A 16360-nucleotide genomic window follows, 5' to 3' on the forward strand; every position below is an offset into this window, starting at 1 on the left:
CAATATCTTACACTTGTTTATACTTATTTTTATTATTATTTACTTAACTATTACTTACCAGCTCTGATATAGCTAAAAGAAATTCACTACTTTTGGTCTTTTGACAACCTACCAATACCACCCACAAAAAAGCCACCCTAGCGGATGGCTTTTCTTCATCTAGCAGTTAGACGCTAAGTCTAACAAGTAAAAGCTAATCTAATGATTAGTCCTTAACTGAAGCAACAACACCAGCGCCTACCGTACGGCCGCCTTCACGAATAGCGAAGCGTAGACCTTTGTCCATAGCGATTGGATGGATAAGCTCTACGCCCATCTCAACGTTGTCGCCAGGCATAACCATTTCAGTACCGTCTTGTAATTGGATTGCGCCAGTGACGTCAGTGGTACGGAAGTAGAACTGTGGACGATAGCCGTTTAGGAATGGTGTGTGACGACCACCCTCTTCTTTTGACAGTACGTATACTTCGGCGTCAAACTTGGTATGCGGGGTGATTGAACCTGGCTTGGCTAGTACTTGGCCACGTTGTACGTCTTCACGCTTGGTACCACGTAGTAGTACGCCACAGTTCTCACCAGCACGACCTTCGTCAAGCAGTTTACGGAACATCTCTACACCAGTACAGGTGGTTTTTTGGGTGTCACGGATACCGACGATTTCGATCTCGTCGCCTACGCGGACGATACCAGACTCAACACGGCCTGTTACTACAGTACCACGACCTGAGATTGAGAAGACGTCTTCGATTGGCATTAGGAATGCTTTGTCGACGTCACGCTCAGGCTCTGGGATGTAGGTGTCTAGAATCTCTAGTAGTTCGACAACAGCTGGTTCGCCGTATTTGTCTTCTGAGCCTTTTAGGGCTTCTGTGGCACTACCTTTTACGATTGGGGTGTCGTCGCCTGGGAAGTCGTAGTCAGAAAGGAGTTCACGTACTTCCATTTCGACGAGCTCTAGTAGTTCTTCGTCGTCAACCATGTCACATTTGTTCATGAAGACGATGATGTAGGGTACGCCTACCTGACGAGAGAGCAAGATGTGCTCACGCGTTTGTGGCATTGGGCCGTCTGTGGCTGAGACGACTAGGATGGCGCCGTCCATTTGGGCGGCACCTGTGATCATGTTTTTAACATAATCGGCGTGACCTGGGCAATCAACGTGGGCGTAATGACGAGCTTCGGTGTCATATTCGATGTGTGAGGTGTTGATGGTAATGCCACGTGCTTTTTCTTCAGGTGCTGAGTCAATAGACGCATAGTCTTTGGCTTCGCCGCCTGAGGTTTTTGCCGCTACGGTTGCGATAGCTGCGGTTAGTGTGGTTTTACCATGGTCAACGTGTCCGATGGTGCCGACGTTAACGTGGGGCTTTACGCGTTCAAACTTGGCCTTTGCCATGAGGTTTTCCTTTTTATGTGGAGTCAGCCTTTAGCCTGTAATCTTATAGAAGATAAGAGTAAGGGTTAAAACAAGCTGAGCCCTTAAGATAATGAGTAAGGGTTGCACTTTTAGTGTGCAGATATTATAAGAAAATTACGACCAATAACAAGTCTTTTAACCAATTATTGGCGTATTCTATAGTGGCAATACAGAAATAAAGCCTGTATTGCCCTTGTTTAATCAAATTATAGCGAGCAAATAAATTTACTCGTCGTCATCTTTTGAGTTGAACTTAGCGATGATCTCAGCAGATACTGACTTTGGAATCTCAGCGTACTTTTGGAATTCCATTGAGTAAGTAGCACGTCCTTGCGACATAGAGCGCATTTGCGTGGCATAACCAAACATCTCTGCTAGTGGTACTTCAGCGCGGATCTGTTTAGTTCCACCAGGTAAGTCTTCCATGCCTTGTACCATACCGCGGCGACGGTTAAGATCGCCCATGATATCGCCCATGTAATCTTCTGGCGTTTCAACTTCAACCTTCATGACAGGCTCAAGTAGCGCAGGATTGGCTGCTAAGAAACCTTTTCTAAAGGCCATAGAACCTGCCATCTTAAATGACAACTCATCCGAGTCAACGTCATGGTAAGAACCATCATACAAAGTCGCTTTGACACCGACAACTGGGTAGCCTGCAAGTACGCCATTTTTCATGCGCTCTTGGATACCTTTGTCGACCGCACCGTGGAACTCTTTTGGTACCGTACCACCAACAACTTCTTCAGCGAACTCATATTCTGTGTCGCCTGCTGGATCGAGTGGCTCAAGGCGTAACCAGACGTGACCGAATTTACCACGACCACCAGTCTGACGGACAAACTTGCCTTCTTGCTCAACGGTTTCGCGGATAGTTTCGCGATAAGCAACCTGCGGCGCGCCGATGTTAGCATCAACACTGAACTCACGCTTCATGCGATCAACCAAGATCTCAAGATGCAGCTCGCCCATACCACTGATGATCGTCTGACCAGACTCTTCATCCGTATGTACACGGAATGAGGGATCTTCTTTTGCCAAACGGCCAAGCGCAATAGACATTTTTTCTTGATCCGCTTTAGTCTTAGGCTCAACCGCTAGGCTGATAACTGGATCTGGGAATTCCATACGCTCTAGCGTGATGACGTTGTCTTCATCACACAAGGTGTCACCAGTTGTCACATCTTTCATACCAACCAAAGCTGCGATATCACCAGTACGAATCTCGCTCAACTCTTCTTGCGAGTTTGCCATCATCTGTACGATACGGCCAACACGCTCACGCTTCATCTTAACTGGGTTATAGACGCTGCTACCTTGCTTAAGTACACCAGAATAAACACGAACGAAGGTTAAGTTACCAACGAACTTGTCATTCATGATTTTAAATGCTAGTGCTGAGAACGGGCCTTCATCCGACGCTTCACGAGTACCTTCAGATTCGTCTTTGTCGTTTAAGATACCGCGAATAGCCGGTACATCCATAGGTGCTGGAAGATACTGAATAACAGCGTCCAACATCTTTTGTACCCCTTTGTTTTTAAAGGCAGTACCACAAAGAAGTGGGATGATTTCGTTATCGATAGTGAGCTTACGAATAGCATCGTTGATTTGATCAACAGACAATTCGCCATTCTCTAGGTAAGCATCCATAAGCTCTTCTGATGCTTCAGCCGCGCTTTCAACAAGATATTCACGATACTCTTCTGCTTTATCTTGCAGCTCGCTTGGGATTTCACGCTCTTCAAACTCCATACCTTGAGACGCTTCATCCCAATATAGAGCTTTCATAGTCACAAGATCAACAACGCCTTCAAAATCGTCTTCTTTGCCAATTGGAATAACCAAAGGCACAGGCTTGCCGCCTAGGCGAGTTTTGATCTGCTCAATGACGCGGTAAAAATCAGCACCAACGCGATCCATTTTGTTAACGAATGCTAAGCGAGGTACTTTGTACTTGTTCGCCTGACGCCATACGGTTTCAGACTGTGGCTGTACGCCACCAACAGCACAATAAACCATACACGCGCCGTCAAGGACACGCATAGAACGTTCAACTTCGATCGTGAAGTCAACGTGACCTGGGGTGTCAATAATATTGATGCGATGCTCATCAAACTGCTTAGCCATACCTGACCAAAAGCAAGTCGTTGCCGCTGAGGTGATAGTAATACCACGCTCTTGCTCTTGCTCCATCCAATCCATGGTAGCTGCGCCGTCATGGACTTCACCAAGCTTGTGGCTAACGCCAGTATAAAATAAAACACGCTCAGTAGTAGTGGTCTTACCAGCATCAATGTGTGCTGAGATACCAATATTGCGATAGCGTTTTAGGGGAGTTTTACGAGCCATAGTATTTTCCTAAGAAAAGTCGTGAATGTATTAATATAGGGTGGTGCTCTACCTCACAATCTCAATAAAAGCGCTATCTAGATAAAAGCAATCGGCTTTTATACTTTTAGCTTTTATATTTTCAGCTTTTATACCTGAAGCTTTTAAACGCTCAGCTTTTGCAAAACATAAAAAGCGATAGGTCAATAAAAAGAGATAATACGAAAATATGGAGGCATCGAATTTGGAATACTGCTAAAGCACTAACTATAAAACAACGCGCTCAAAACAGTATCAGGATAGATGTCCGCCATCTACATGCTTATAATTTAAACTTAAAACATAAGCAATCTAAACGATGGCGGCAATCAGTAGAATAAATAAACGTCAAACCATCACAGCAAAACTTGTGATTTAAAACAGGCAATGTGCCTAGAAGCGGTAATGTGAGAACGCTTTGTTCGCATCAGCCATACGGTGAACTTCATCACGCTTTTTCATAGCATTACCTTTGCCTTCTGATGCATCTCCAAGCTCGCCTGCAAGGCGTAGAGCCATAGATTTTTCAGAACGCTTAGCAGCCGCTTCAGCAAGCCATCTCATAGCCAAAGCAGTACGACGGGAGGGACGTACTTCCATAGGTACTTGATAGGTTGCACCGCCGACGCGGCGAGCTTTTACTTCTACCATAGGGCGAACGTTTTCTAGTACGTCTTCAAAGAACGCAACAGGATCTTCAACGTTACGTTTTTCACCGATAGTCTCAAGAGCACCGTAAACGATACGCTCAGCGGTAGATTTTTTGCCATCACTCATGATGTGGTTGATGAATTTGGCGATGGTTTGGCTACCAAACTTAGGATCCGGTAGGATCTCACGGGTAGCGACGACGCGACGTCTTGGCATAATATAGTCCTTGTCTTCAGGAATGTCTGACATTCACAACATCTCACTGCTTAGCAGGAATGATAAAGTTGTCAGTCAGCCTTACTGCATAGTGGTATGTTATTTATACAACACCAAGCCTATGCACAGTTAATGGGGGTAGTACTAACTTTTTAAGTTTAAAAGCTTAAGGTAAGTTAAGTTTAAAAGCTTAATGAGTCTAAAAGCTTATTTAATAACTGATTATCAATGATTAAACTTTAGGCTTCTTAGCACCATATTTAGAGCGACCTTGCTTACGGTCTTTTACGCCTGCGCAATCTAATGCACCGCGAACGGTGTGATAACGTACACCTGGCAAGTCTTTTACACGACCGCCGCGGATAAGAACAACACTGTGCTCTTGTAAGTTATGACCTTCGCCGCCGATGTAGCTTGATACTTCATAACCTGAAGTTAAGCGTACACGGCATACTTTACGCATGGCAGAGTTAGGTTTTTTTGGCGTAGTTGTATATACACGAGTACATACACCACGGCGCTGTGGGCACGCTTGCAACGCAGGAACTTTTGACTTTTCCTTGATGGTTTTGCGACCCTTACGAATCAATTGGTTAGTTGTTGCCATAAGGCATCCTTCTCCCGTTGGGTATAAAACAAAAAAATGGGTCAATCCGGCAAAATCTTGTCAAAAACAACATTTTGTGGCACCCATTTTTAGGACAATGTATTATAAAGACTTGTTACTGTTATTTCAACTACTTATAAGCGGGCTAACTTTTCGCTATCACTGCAAAACGGGCACCTTGATATCGTCTTTGAGAAGCAAGTACTTCTCTACAGACAGACGCTTTTGACGTATAAGCGTTAGCCAGTAGTGTCTTTAAGAATAAGTAAATGGCGCTATTAGTCTATTTTTCAAGAGCTTATTGAGTAATAGCGTCATTCAAATAAGAAATTGTTCTGGCTAAAGATTATTTGCTACTAGCGGCCTTTTCACTATCCGCTGTTTTTTCTTCCTTATCGCTACTCTCTTGTTCGTCATCAGACTTGCTATCAGCAGCAGAGTTGTCTTGTTCTTCCTTTTCTGCATCCTCTACTTTATCATCATCTTTTTTGGCATCAGCATCAACGTCCACCTTGGCTTCACTAGCGCTGTCATCAGTAATAGCAGGACTGGCAAGCTTTGGCTCTGGACCAAAGGTCGCTTTGGCAACACCAATCACTTCATCAATCAGGCGGCTATTATAGCTCATACCGATAGCGACCGCAGTTACAGGTAAGAAGCGGCGTAACCAAGCAAGGTTGATATTATCAAGGTCTATGCCGACTTGACTTGCGATACTGTCGACTTGCTCAGCGTAGTAGTTGACGTTTTGATTTTTTAGACCTAGGTTCTTAAGCTCGCTGTGTAGACCACTGCTTTGTGCGTTATCTAGTAAGCCTTTACCAACGCCTAGACCTGCTAGCAGTGCCTGTTTTTCTTGCATTTTACTTAAATCGGCGCTCGAGAGTAGCTCATAAGCCATCTTGATCCCTTGCTTACCTGTCAGTGGCTTATCGTATACTGCTGCTAGTTGATAAACCGTACGTAACGACACCAGTAATAACCAAAGCGTATCGGCGAGCAGTCCTGGCAATCCAGCGAGACCTGTAATACCGCCTAAAGTCGCTAGAGCGCGGTTTTGATTGGCGATATCAGTGGCTAACGCATAGCGCTGTTCGTCATCTAAATCAGTGATGTCCGCAAAACGGTGCTCGTTTGGTAAGTCAATCTGGCTCCAAGTAGCGGCAAGTTTAGCCACTTGTGCAAATGCACCATCTACCGTGTTTTGAAATAGGCTATTTGGCACAACCTTTTTGGCATACTTACCGTAAGTGGCAAAGCGCGTACCTATGAGCTGCTGGGTTGCTTTTAGCGTTTGCTCACGAAACAGGTCTTGCTGGTAATCGTCATCGCCTAGGTTTACCGCTTTGTATTGACGCGGTTTGCCCGCCTTGGCATTGACCCCATCGATAAGCGAGCCCATACGTTCAAGATTGTTACGCGTAAAATGACCTACTAAACTGATGCCTTTGTTCAAAGGGTTCTGCTTTGCCATAATGCTATCCTTAATATAGTTTTGATGAGATATTATTTTAATAGAAACACTTAAACTCAAAGTCTAACTGCTTTACCGCTTAAATTCAGCCTATCAGTTTACTCAAATTGCGCAGGCTTTGTCAGTGCCAACAATGTTATTGCTCATATAAATTTGTATCAAAGTTTTGGTTGGCTACAAATGTTAATAGTAGGGTTATGGCAAAAGCCTCACTTGTGCCATAATGCTACTTATTATAGGTATAAAAATTTAGAGTCAAACACCGCTATTATAAGGAGTAGAATATGCGCCGAGTTGTTATTACAGGAGCAGGGATCGTCTCTTGTATCGGACACGATTTGGACGCTGTGACTACAGCGCTAAAACAAGGCCAGTCTGGTATTACCTTCAACGAGTCCTACGCTGAGCACGGATTTAAGTCGCAGATAAGCGGCAGTATCAACAAAGAAGAGCTAGATACAGCCGGTATCGACCGTAAGCTCAAGCGTTTTTTTAGTGATGCCAGCCTCTATGCTTATGTCAGTGCCTTAAACGCTATTGAGCACGCCAGCTTATCTCTTGAAACCATCAATAACAACCCGCGAGTGGCACTAGTGGCAAGCTCAGGTGGTGCCTCTACTGAGAATATCGTCAATGCGGTAGACGCTATGCGAGACAAAGGTCTACGCGGCGTTGGCGCTATGGCTGTGCCAAAAACTATGGGCAGCTCGGTTTCAGCCGCGCTGGCGACGGGTCTTAAAATTCAAGGCGTCTCCTACTCTCTTGCCTCTGCTTGTGCGACCTCTACTCACTGTATCGGACATGCCGCAGAGCTCATACAATTGGGCAAAGCGGATGTGGTGCTCGCAGGCGGCAGTGAGGCGGAACATTGGACGCAGTCTTGTATGTTCGATGCGATGGGCGCGGTCAGCACCCAGTACAATGACACCCCAATGCAGGCATCAAGAGCCTATGATAAAGACCGCGATGGCTTTGTGATTGCTGCAGGCGGCGCAATGGTCGTGGTCGAAAGCTTAGAGCATGCCGAGGCACGCGGCGCAAATATCTTGGCTGAAATCGTCGGTTACGGTGCCAGCTCAGATGGTGCCGAGATGGTCGCCCCAAGTGGTGAAGGCGCTGTACGCTGCATGAAACAGGCCTTGAGCGAGGCGGGACTTGACACTGTCGATTATATCAATAGTCATGGTACCAGTACCCCGCTTGGTGATATCACTGAGCTCAAAGCCATCGCCAAAGTGTTCGGAGATGATATCAGTCAAGTCCCTGCTATTAGCTCTACTAAATCTATGACGGGTCATAGCTTGGGTGCGGTTGGCGCGCAAGAGCTGATTTATTGCTTACTTATGCTACAAGAGGGCTTTATTGCGCCTAGTATCAATGTTGAGCAGCTAGATCCTGCGGCGAAAGGTTTCGATATCGTCACCCAAAAGCGTGATGTTGATCTCAATACTTTGATGAGCAATAGCTTTGGTTTTGGTGGTACTAATGCGACTTTGATCATCAAAAAATTCACTCCTTAGACAATACCTTTATGAGATTATCAAAAAACCCATATCCTCTAACAACGCCAGTTATTCAAAGTAATAGCTGGCGTTTTGGTGATTTGGCAGCAGCTGATTTATTGCCGATATTGCAGCGGCATCTATTGGCGCAAGACCAAAAGGCGAGATGGCAACTGATCTGGCTCAATAATAAGGATCAGCCTGTTATCGGTCTACTACCTAAGGTCAGCTGGCAGGTTTATCCTGATAGCTCTTATCAAAATGACATCGATAACAGCGCGACTTATCAAATTATTAAACACTGCCGTGATACTGGCTCAAATAGCGATAAAACAAGTAACGATAAAACCTGCACTAAAATAATGACTTATCATGCTTGGCAAAATGAGCTCATCACCTATAGCGAAGACTATAAAAGTGATAATAACCACTCAGCTCTAACTGATGCACCTAAATATCATCATGGGCTAATGGGTTTTATCGGCTACGATATTGCCGCGCATCACTTAAGTCCAAACTCAAATATCAAGCAAGCGCATCAACCCTGCGCGGTACTTGGGCACTACGATATTTATTTAAGTGCTGATAAAGATCAAACGCAGTGGACACTACAGGTAAAATCAGATAATAGTGCTTTACCTCAAGACTCAAAGGCGGCGCTCATAAAAAAGCTGATAACTTATTTAGATGTATTAAATAGCCAATTAGCGATGACAAACACTTTTAAATCGGCAACCAAGCCTTTAGTGCTTACAGCAAAATGGCAAAAGAGCGATTACCAGCAAGCCTTTATTCAAACTCAGAATTATCTACAGCAAGGCGACTGCTATCAGATCAACTTGACGCAAGCGTGGCTTGGTGGTTTTGATGCTGATGCGGGTTTTAATGATAAATCAGCGACGCAGCTTCTTGATTACTTGCCTGCTCTGCATCGCAGTACCCAAGCGCCGTTTGCTGGATATATGAGTGTGACTCCCTCTATTCAACATAGCCAGATAGATAGACAGAAGGCGCATTTTGAATTACTAAGCTGCTCGCCTGAGTTGTTCTTTACTTTTATCAGTGATAGCAAAACTAGTACGCATTATATCCGTACCAAACCTATCAAAGGCACGCAGCCGCGCGGCGCAACTGCTGAGCAAGATAAAAGGCTCAAACAGCAACTCATTGATAGCGCTAAGGATCGCTCTGAAAACGTAATGATTGTGGATTTGCTGCGTAATGACTTGGGCAAATATGCCAAGATAGGTAGCGTTAAGGTGCCGCAGTTATTTGATATTGAGAGCTTTAGTAACGTGCATCATATGGTGAGCACCATTACCGCTGAGCTACGATCTGAGACGCATCCTCTGAGCGTATTATTTGGCAGTTTGCCTGCAGGCTCGATCACAGGCACACCAAAAAAACGTGCGGTTGAGATTATCGCAGAACTAGAAACCGTGCCACGCGGTGCCTACTGCGGCACCATGGGCTACATGAATTTTGATGGTAGTGGTCAGTGGAATGTATTGATTCGCACGCTACAAGCTCAGCATAACCCTAAAAATAATAGTGATAGCCAAGTGAGCTTGTGGGCAGGTGGCGGGATAACAGTGGCGTCTGACTGCTCCGATGAGTATCAAGAATGCCTCGATAAAGTCGGTAATTTACTTGCTGTATTGCACCAAAACAAAGACAAGACAGCAAGCTAGTATCAAGAAGACAAGGCGTCCTGATTTTGATCTATCTTATCATGGAGCACCGTTAGAGCGTCGATTAGACGTTTGTGCTGATCAGGCGTACCAACTGTGATGCGCACATATTCATTAATCCGCGCCTTATCAAAATGACGTACGATAATGCCCTGCTCACGCAATTGGCTTGCGATTTCTTGCGCATTGCCCAAAGGCGGACGCGCAAATACAAAATTGGCGTGGGACGGTAGCACCTCATAACCAAGCACGCTCAAACTAGCCGTTAGTGACTGACGCAAACCTATAACTCGCTGGCAAGTTTGCTTAAAGTAGTCGCTATCTAAAACACTAGCCTTTGCCCCTGCTTGCGCCAGCTTATCGAGCGGGTAGCTATTAAAGCTGTTTTTCATACGCGTTAGCGCTTCAATGAGCGAGAGGTTGCCAAAGGCCATCCCTACCCGCAAGCCTGCAAGTGAGCGCGATTTTGAAAAGGTCTGCGTCACTAGCAAATTATCAAATTCATTGATGAGACTAATTGCTGAAACATCCTCATCTTCTGCAAAATCAATATAAGCTTCATCGATAACAATCACAGCATTAGTGTGCTCGCTGGCAAGCTTGCTAATATCAGCTAGTGATAAAAGCAGCCCTGTTGGCGCATTAGGATTGGCGATGATAATCCCGCTACAAGGCTGGCGATAGGCGTCAGGATCAATACTAAAGTCAGACTCTAGCGCTATCTGCACCAGCTCCACGCCAAAGGTTTGTGCATATACTGGATAAAAACTATAGCTGATATCAGGTGCAAGCACAGGGCGCTCTTTCATAAAAAAGCTGGCAAAGACTAGGGCCAATACCTCATCAGAACCATTACCGACAAACACTTGATCACGCTCAAGGTCATAATACTCTGCTAGTGCTGTGCGTAGCTCATCAGACTCAGGATCAGGATAAAGGCGCAAATTGTCCGCTTGCTGCGCGAGCATGTGCGTGATTGCCTCGCCGACTTTCGGTGACGGCGGGAAGGGATTTTCATTGGTATTTAATTTGCACAAATTATCGTGCTGGGGCTGCTCACCTGGCACATAAGGTGATAAGTTACGCGCTTTAGCTGACCATAATCTGTTGTCTATTCTTTGCTCGCTCATAATTTATCCTAAAGCTAATCGATAACTATTTATCGCATCATTTATGACATTTCTATGTCAAGAGCATAATCGAATACTGCTCATCAATGGTGCTTTATTTCTACTGTTTTGTCTATTTAATCAGCGTCAACATCAACTGATTACTGATAGCGATAACGCGCTGATCTGGCGTGTGCCTCTAGATCTTCGTGCTGCGCGAGGATATCTGCCGTTCTTGCCAGCGCTTGACTGCCGCTTTGCGTACAATAAATTATTGAAGATTTTTTTTGAAAATCATAAACCCCAAGCGGTGATGAGAACCTTGCAGTACCTGAAGTTGGCAGTACGTGGTTGGGGCCTGCGCAGTAGTCACCGATAGCCTCTGGCGTATGACGACCCATAAATATCGCACCTGCATGACGAATATCGTTAAGTAAGATATCAGGATCATCCACGGATAATTCTAAATGCTCAGGCGCAATACGGTTAATCAGTGCCATGCCCTCGGCTCTATCTCTGACCAGTATTAACGCGCCGCGGTTCTCAAGAGAGTCACGTGCAATATCCGCTTTTGGTAACTCAGCCAACGCTTTTTCGATCTCTATCGCCACTTCTTTAAGCTGTGACGCACTGGTCGTTACAAAGATAGCTTGCGCAATACGGTCATGCTCGGCTTGTGAGAGTAGATCCATTGCCAGCCAGTCAGCGCGATCCGCCGCTTCGCCCTCAGCATAAACCAAGACCTCGGATGGGCCTGCGATCATATCGATGCCGACTTTACCAAATACCGCACGCTTGGCAGCCGCTACGTATTTGTTACCAGGCCCTGTTATTTTATCAACCGCTGGAATCGTTTTAGTACCGTAAGCCAGTGCTGCGACGGCTTGCGCGCCACCAATAGTAAAGACACGGTCCACTTGAGCCAGATGAGCGGCGGCCAATACTAAAGGATTAAGCACCCCTTTGGGCGCAGGTACGACCATGATGATTTCAGTTACGCCTGCAACTTTTGCAGGAATCGCGTTCATGAGTACTGAGGAAGGATAAGACGCTAGACCACCTGGCACGTAGATACCAACGCGATCGAGTGGCGTGACTTTTTGTCCTAAACGGTTACCCAGCTCATCCTCGTACTGCCAAGTCTCTTGTACTTGGCGCTCATGGAAACTCTGAACTCGGGTCGCCGCCGTAGTCAAAGCGTCACGAACTTCATCGTCAAGGCTATCGAAAGCTTTAGCTAATGCCTCTTTGGATAATTCAAGCTCACTCATTGATGTTGCTGGATGCTGATCAAACTTCTGCGTCAACGCCAGTACCACATCGTCGCCATCAGCGCGAACTTGCGCGATGATGTCATCAACGGTGCTTAGTAATTTGGCATCGTTGACGGTCTCAAAAGCTAACAACTGCGTCAATTGACTATCAAAATCAGTATCCAAAGTGCTTAACTGGCGCATAATTTGTCCTATATTCTATCTATTTGACTAAAAATAATGAGGGCGGCCTAACCGTAGACACAACAAAACCAGTTTAGCATGCCATATTCCTTTTATAGCGCTCAACTGGTTTTATAATCTGTATAACTGTGTTTAATTTTATGCTTACTATCAGTACTGACAGCTAACGTTATCATTAGAGATAAGCTAGGCTGTGGCAGCAATACTGTCTTTAAAGCTGTTTAAAATAGGCTCAAGCAAAGCAAATTTACGCTTATAGCTGACTTGATTAACGATTAAGCGCGAAGACACATCACAGATATGATCGCGCGGCTCAAGTCCGTTAGCACGCAGGGTATTGCCTGTATCGACCACATCAACGATCAAATCGCCCAAACCGACTAAAGGCGCAAGCTCCATCGAACCGTACAGCTTAATCACATCCACTTGCTGACCTTGACTGGCAAAGTAAGCACGGGCAACGTTGACGTATTTAGTCGCAATACGCAGACGGCGGTTAGGAAGCGCGGCTCCCTTGATGCCTGCGGTCATCAGCTTACACTGGGCAATACGTAGATCAAGCAGCTCGTACACATGATTGGCCCCATGCTCAAGCAAGACATCTTTACCCGCTACGCCAAAATCAGCCGCACCGTGCTCTACGTAAGTCGGTACATCACTTGCGCGCAGGATTAGTACGCGCACGTTGGGATTAGATGTCGGAAAAATAAGTTTACGCGAGGCCTCTGGGTCTTCTAATAAGTCAACACCAGCCGCTTGGAGTAGCGGCATAGTCTCCTCTAAGATACGCCCTTTAGATAACGCTAAGGTTAAACCTGAAAACTCATCGTTTACTTCGTTTAGTAAGCCACTATTTGAGTCGTGCTTGGTTGCTTCGGTCATAATGACACAGTGTCCATTTGCTATTTATAGTCTAATTGAAATCGGTATTGATATTAATTTTGTTCTTAGTGCTTGATGACTACTAATCATTAGTATTGACGCGCTCAATATTCACGCCTAACGCGCGTAGCTTGTTTTCGACGTCCTCATAACCGCGATCAATATGATAAATGCGATCGATGAGGCTCTCGCCTTCAGCCGCTGCCGCTGCCATAACGAGTGACATAGAGGCGCGCAGATCAGTCGCCATTACGGGAGCAGCAGTGAATCTCTCAACCCCTCTGACGACTGCAGTGTGACCATCGACCTGAATAGAGGCGCCGAGACGATTAAGCTCAGGCACATGCATATAACGGTTTTCAAAAATGTTTTCTATAAAAGTGCTAGTACCATCAGCCAAACAGGCAATCGCCATCACTTGCGCTTGCATATCAGTTGGGAATCCTGGGTGCGGCTGGGTGCGAATATCGACAGGCAAAGGACGACCACTCATTTGGGCGCGAATCCAATCATCACCTGTGGTAATGACTGCGCCCATGTCTTCAAACTTCTCTAGCACCGGCGTTAATAGTAGTGCTGAAGTGTTTTTAGCGAGTACATCACCGTGCGTCATTAAAGCGCCAGCCAAATAAGAGCCGGTCTCAATACGATCAGGAACGACTGAATACTCGCAGCCATGCAAGCGCTCAACGCCTTCGATGGTCATGATTGAAGTACCGATACCGCTTATCTTGGCACCCATCGCAACTAGCATATTCGCCAAATCAACGACTTCTGGCTCAAGCGCGCAGTTACCTAGTACTGTCGTACCTTTGGCAAGAGCGGCTGCCATAATGACGTTTTCAGTACCGCCAACAGTCACCATATCAAAAGAAAAATGACAGCCTAGCAGTTTGCCACCTTTAGGTGCTTGCGCTTTGACGTAGCCATTCTCAACCGAGATCTGTGCGCCCATCGCTTCAAAAGCTTTGAGATGTTGATCCACAGGACGTGAGCCAATAGCACAGCCGCCTGGCAAGGAGACTTCGGCCTCACCAAAACGCGCCAGCAAAGGCCCAAGCACCAAGATGGAGGCGCGCATAGTTTTGACTAAATCGTAAGGCGCGTAAAAGCTGTCGATATTTTTGGTATCGCAAGTAACAGTATCCTCTTGCTTTTGAATGTCGATACCCATACCACCGATCAGCTTAATCAAGGTTCGCACGTCTTGTAGTGAAGGGACATTGTGCAAAGTCGTCGGACTCTCAGCTAGTATCATCGCTGCAAGCAGCGGTAATGCTGCGTTCTTGGCCCCTGAAATAGTAACTTCCCCTGCGATACGACTACTACCGGTGATTAAAAACTGATCCATAAAGGTAACAACCTAGCTGTGCTTGCAAATAAAAGTATGCAGGCGAATAAATAGAAAAAGAACAAAGATAAAAGTGCTAAATGAGTTCACTTCAGATTTTGATCAAATACAAAAGCCATTAGCCTTTGGACTGTGCTTCCCACTCGCTTGGCGTCAAGGCTTGAATATTGAGCGCATGTATATCACCGCTTGCAATCTTGTCATTGACCAAGGCATAAATAGCTTGCTGACGCTGAACGGTACGTTTGCCCTCAAAGCTGGCATCAACGACGCGTACGTCAAACTTGTTGCCTTGATTAGCCGCTTGTATAAAGGCGTCTGGGTAATGCTGCTGTAAAAATGCAATAAGATCGTCAGCGTTCATGCTCATAAGATATCCTGTCTTTAATTATAAAATGATTTTTGAATGGCGACATTATAACAAGAGTTTGACTATCTTACAGCACTGTCTGACCTGCTCGCTTATCACACAAGACTACTGCATTACAGTAAAGCTATTTGACTTTTGAATCCAAATAGTTGACCACTTGCGCGCGCACATCATTGACCCAGCGTAGTGGCGGCGCCATGGCCCCAATGCTAGTGGCGTGACTAGCGCCTTTGATAACGCCTGTCTCAACGGTGACGCCTTTGTCTTTTAGTGCTTGCGTCATTTTAATGGTGTTTTGATCATGGACAATTTTGTCATTCTCAGCAGTCAGTAACAGATATGGTGGCTGTGGCCCTTTGATCTGTCTATCTGGCATTACCTCATCTGGCGTTGCATTGTCACCAAAGGCACTGGCGCTGCTGAATTTACGAAAGTCATAACTATATGGGCCTGCAATACCAATGACTGCGCTAATATCATCAGGCTTAATCCCATATGGCGCTAAAAAGTCTTCGTTAGAGACCGCGGCCACGGCATTGAACGCACCTGCTGAATGTCCAATAACCGCAAAACGCTCAGGGTCGCCATAGTAGTTTTGGGCATTGTCATAGCTCCAAGCGATCGCTTTTGCCGTATCTTCGACATAATCAGGATAAGCGTATTCAGGCGCTTTACGATAATTGATGACCGCTGTGATATAGCCTGCCTGCGCTAGGCTTTGACCGACGAACGCATACTCTTCTTTGTTCCCGCTTTCCCAAGAGCCGCCGTGTACGAACACCACCATAGGATAAGTATCGCTAATGACCTGCTGCGACTTCATAGCTTGTGCTAATGGTTTTGGATAATAAACATCCAAATCTTGCAAAGGCTCATCACCGTACAAAATATCCTTGCTAACGCCAACGCCGCCACTTGCGGTGATGCCATTGACGATAGCCAATGCTGACAAGGCTTGTGCTTGCTGCGTTGCAAGCGCAATACCGCCTATCGCGACAGCGGTGCTGATGCCTACCGTACCCAAATTAAATTTGCGTGACTCAGTCTTACGTGACTCAGTCTTACCTGACCCAGTTTTACGTGATTTAGTTTTACCTGACTCAATATTGATATTTAACTTTTCATCGTTCATAGCCATTATTCCTACCCTGTATTGTCCCTATTTTATTTTTGTGTCAGTCAACAACTTAAATGCTGCATTATAAGTACAACGTTGTAGGCATTGCGTTGACTACTCCCTTAATTTTACTGGTTATAGTGTAA

Annotated in this window: 13 protein-coding genes; 2 read left to right on the forward strand and 11 right to left on the reverse strand. The window is 45.6% G+C overall.

Annotated features, from left to right (window positions below):
• Positions 1-205: 205 nt before the first annotated feature.
• The 5 genes from tuf to ACR64J_RS10880 form a co-directional block, all read right to left on the reverse strand.
• Complete coding sequence (gene tuf / locus ACR64J_RS10860) at positions 206-1396, reverse strand: elongation factor Tu (protein ID WP_435949696.1); 1191 nt, start codon at positions 1394-1396, stop codon at positions 206-208.
• 246 nt (positions 1397-1642) lie between these two features.
• Positions 1643-3769 carry an elongation factor G gene (gene fusA / locus ACR64J_RS10865; RefSeq protein ID WP_317200588.1) on the reverse strand — a complete coding sequence of 709 codons (2127 nt, stop codon included), beginning with the start codon at positions 3767-3769 and terminating at the stop codon, positions 1643-1645.
• A gap of 411 nt (positions 3770-4180) precedes the next feature.
• On the reverse strand, positions 4181-4654 hold the full coding sequence (gene rpsG, locus ACR64J_RS10870) for a 30S ribosomal protein S7 (protein ID WP_317200587.1): 474 nt from the start codon (positions 4652-4654) through the stop codon (positions 4181-4183).
• 232 nt (positions 4655-4886) lie between these two features.
• Positions 4887-5261 carry a 30S ribosomal protein S12 gene (gene rpsL / locus ACR64J_RS10875; RefSeq protein ID WP_201557636.1) on the reverse strand — a complete coding sequence of 125 codons (375 nt, stop codon included), beginning with the start codon at positions 5259-5261 and terminating at the stop codon, positions 4887-4889.
• Between the two features lie 346 nt (positions 5262-5607).
• Positions 5608-6735: an EcsC family protein gene (locus ACR64J_RS10880; protein WP_435949697.1), complete on the reverse strand. Its 1128-nt coding sequence runs from the start codon at positions 6733-6735 to the stop codon at positions 5608-5610.
• 284 nt (positions 6736-7019) lie between these two features.
• Between ACR64J_RS10880 and ACR64J_RS10885 the strand changes: the two genes are divergently transcribed.
• Together ACR64J_RS10885 and ACR64J_RS10890 are read left to right on the forward strand one after the other, a co-directional pair.
• Complete coding sequence (locus ACR64J_RS10885) at positions 7020-8255, forward strand: beta-ketoacyl-ACP synthase II (RefSeq protein ID WP_317200585.1); 1236 nt, start codon at positions 7020-7022, stop codon at positions 8253-8255.
• 11 nt (positions 8256-8266) lie between these two features.
• The gene (locus ACR64J_RS10890) at positions 8267-9928 is read left to right on the forward strand and encodes an anthranilate synthase component I family protein (RefSeq protein ID WP_435949698.1); all 1662 of its coding nucleotides are present in this window, start codon (positions 8267-8269) and stop codon (positions 9926-9928) included.
• A 2-nt stretch (positions 9929-9930) separates the two neighbouring features.
• Here the strand turns inward: ACR64J_RS10890 and hisC are convergent, their stop codons facing one another.
• The 6 genes from hisC to ACR64J_RS10920 all read right to left on the reverse strand — a co-directional run bounded on the left by hisC (position 9931) and on the right by ACR64J_RS10920 (position 16229).
• Positions 9931-11058 (reverse strand): histidinol-phosphate transaminase, encoded by a 1128-nt coding sequence (gene hisC / locus ACR64J_RS10895; RefSeq protein WP_435949699.1) that lies wholly within the window; start codon positions 11056-11058, stop codon positions 9931-9933.
• Positions 11059-11198: 140 nt separating this feature from the next.
• On the reverse strand, positions 11199-12494 hold the full coding sequence (hisD, locus tag ACR64J_RS10900) for a histidinol dehydrogenase (protein WP_435949700.1): 1296 nt from the start codon (positions 12492-12494) through the stop codon (positions 11199-11201).
• Positions 12495-12680: 186 nt separating this feature from the next.
• Complete coding sequence (gene hisG / locus ACR64J_RS10905; RefSeq protein ID WP_435949701.1) at positions 12681-13376, reverse strand: ATP phosphoribosyltransferase; 696 nt, start codon at positions 13374-13376, stop codon at positions 12681-12683.
• Between the two features lie 82 nt (positions 13377-13458).
• Complete coding sequence (gene murA / locus ACR64J_RS10910; RefSeq protein ID WP_435949702.1) at positions 13459-14727, reverse strand: UDP-N-acetylglucosamine 1-carboxyvinyltransferase; 1269 nt, start codon at positions 14725-14727, stop codon at positions 13459-13461.
• 118 nt (positions 14728-14845) lie between these two features.
• Complete coding sequence (locus tag ACR64J_RS10915) at positions 14846-15097, reverse strand: BolA family protein (protein ID WP_201559085.1); 252 nt, start codon at positions 15095-15097, stop codon at positions 14846-14848.
• Between the two features lie 124 nt (positions 15098-15221).
• A complete protein-coding gene (locus tag ACR64J_RS10920) occupies positions 15222-16229 on the reverse strand; it encodes an alpha/beta hydrolase (RefSeq protein ID WP_435949703.1) in 1008 nt (335 codons plus the stop codon).
• Positions 16230-16360 lie beyond the last annotated feature (131 nt).

Origin of the sequence: Psychrobacter sp. DM8 (genome assembly GCF_051307025.1) — a bacterium.
Taxonomy (GTDB): domain Bacteria; phylum Pseudomonadota; class Gammaproteobacteria; order Pseudomonadales; family Moraxellaceae; genus Psychrobacter.

Excerpts from the sequence above, each read along its gene's own strand:
- tuf (WP_435949696.1), bottom strand. The coding sequence starts at position 1,396 with ATGGCAAAGGCCAAGTTTGAACGCGTAAAGCCCCACGTTAACGTCGGC.
- fusA (WP_317200588.1), bottom strand. The coding sequence starts at position 3,769 with ATGGCTCGTAAAACTCCCCTAAAACGCTATCGCAATATTGGTATCTCA.
- rpsG (WP_317200587.1), bottom strand. The coding sequence starts at position 4,654 with ATGCCAAGACGTCGCGTCGTCGCTACCCGTGAGATCCTACCGGATCCT.
- rpsL (WP_201557636.1), bottom strand. The coding sequence starts at position 5,261 with ATGGCAACAACTAACCAATTGATTCGTAAGGGTCGCAAAACCATCAAG.
- ACR64J_RS10880 (WP_435949697.1), bottom strand. The coding sequence starts at position 6,735 with ATGGCAAAGCAGAACCCTTTGAACAAAGGCATCAGTTTAGTAGGTCAT.
- ACR64J_RS10885 (WP_317200585.1), top strand. The coding sequence starts at position 7,020 with ATGCGCCGAGTTGTTATTACAGGAGCAGGGATCGTCTCTTGTATCGGA.
- ACR64J_RS10890 (WP_435949698.1), top strand. The coding sequence starts at position 8,267 with ATGAGATTATCAAAAAACCCATATCCTCTAACAACGCCAGTTATTCAA.
- hisC (WP_435949699.1), bottom strand. The coding sequence starts at position 11,058 with ATGAGCGAGCAAAGAATAGACAACAGATTATGGTCAGCTAAAGCGCGT.
- hisD (WP_435949700.1), bottom strand. The coding sequence starts at position 12,494 with ATGCGCCAGTTAAGCACTTTGGATACTGATTTTGATAGTCAATTGACG.
- hisG (WP_435949701.1), bottom strand. The coding sequence starts at position 13,376 with ATGACCGAAGCAACCAAGCACGACTCAAATAGTGGCTTACTAAACGAA.
- murA (WP_435949702.1), bottom strand. The coding sequence starts at position 14,727 with ATGGATCAGTTTTTAATCACCGGTAGTAGTCGTATCGCAGGGGAAGTT.
- ACR64J_RS10915 (WP_201559085.1), bottom strand. The coding sequence starts at position 15,097 with ATGAGCATGAACGCTGACGATCTTATTGCATTTTTACAGCAGCATTAC.
- ACR64J_RS10920 (WP_435949703.1), bottom strand. The coding sequence starts at position 16,229 with ATGAACGATGAAAAGTTAAATATCAATATTGAGTCAGGTAAAACTAAA.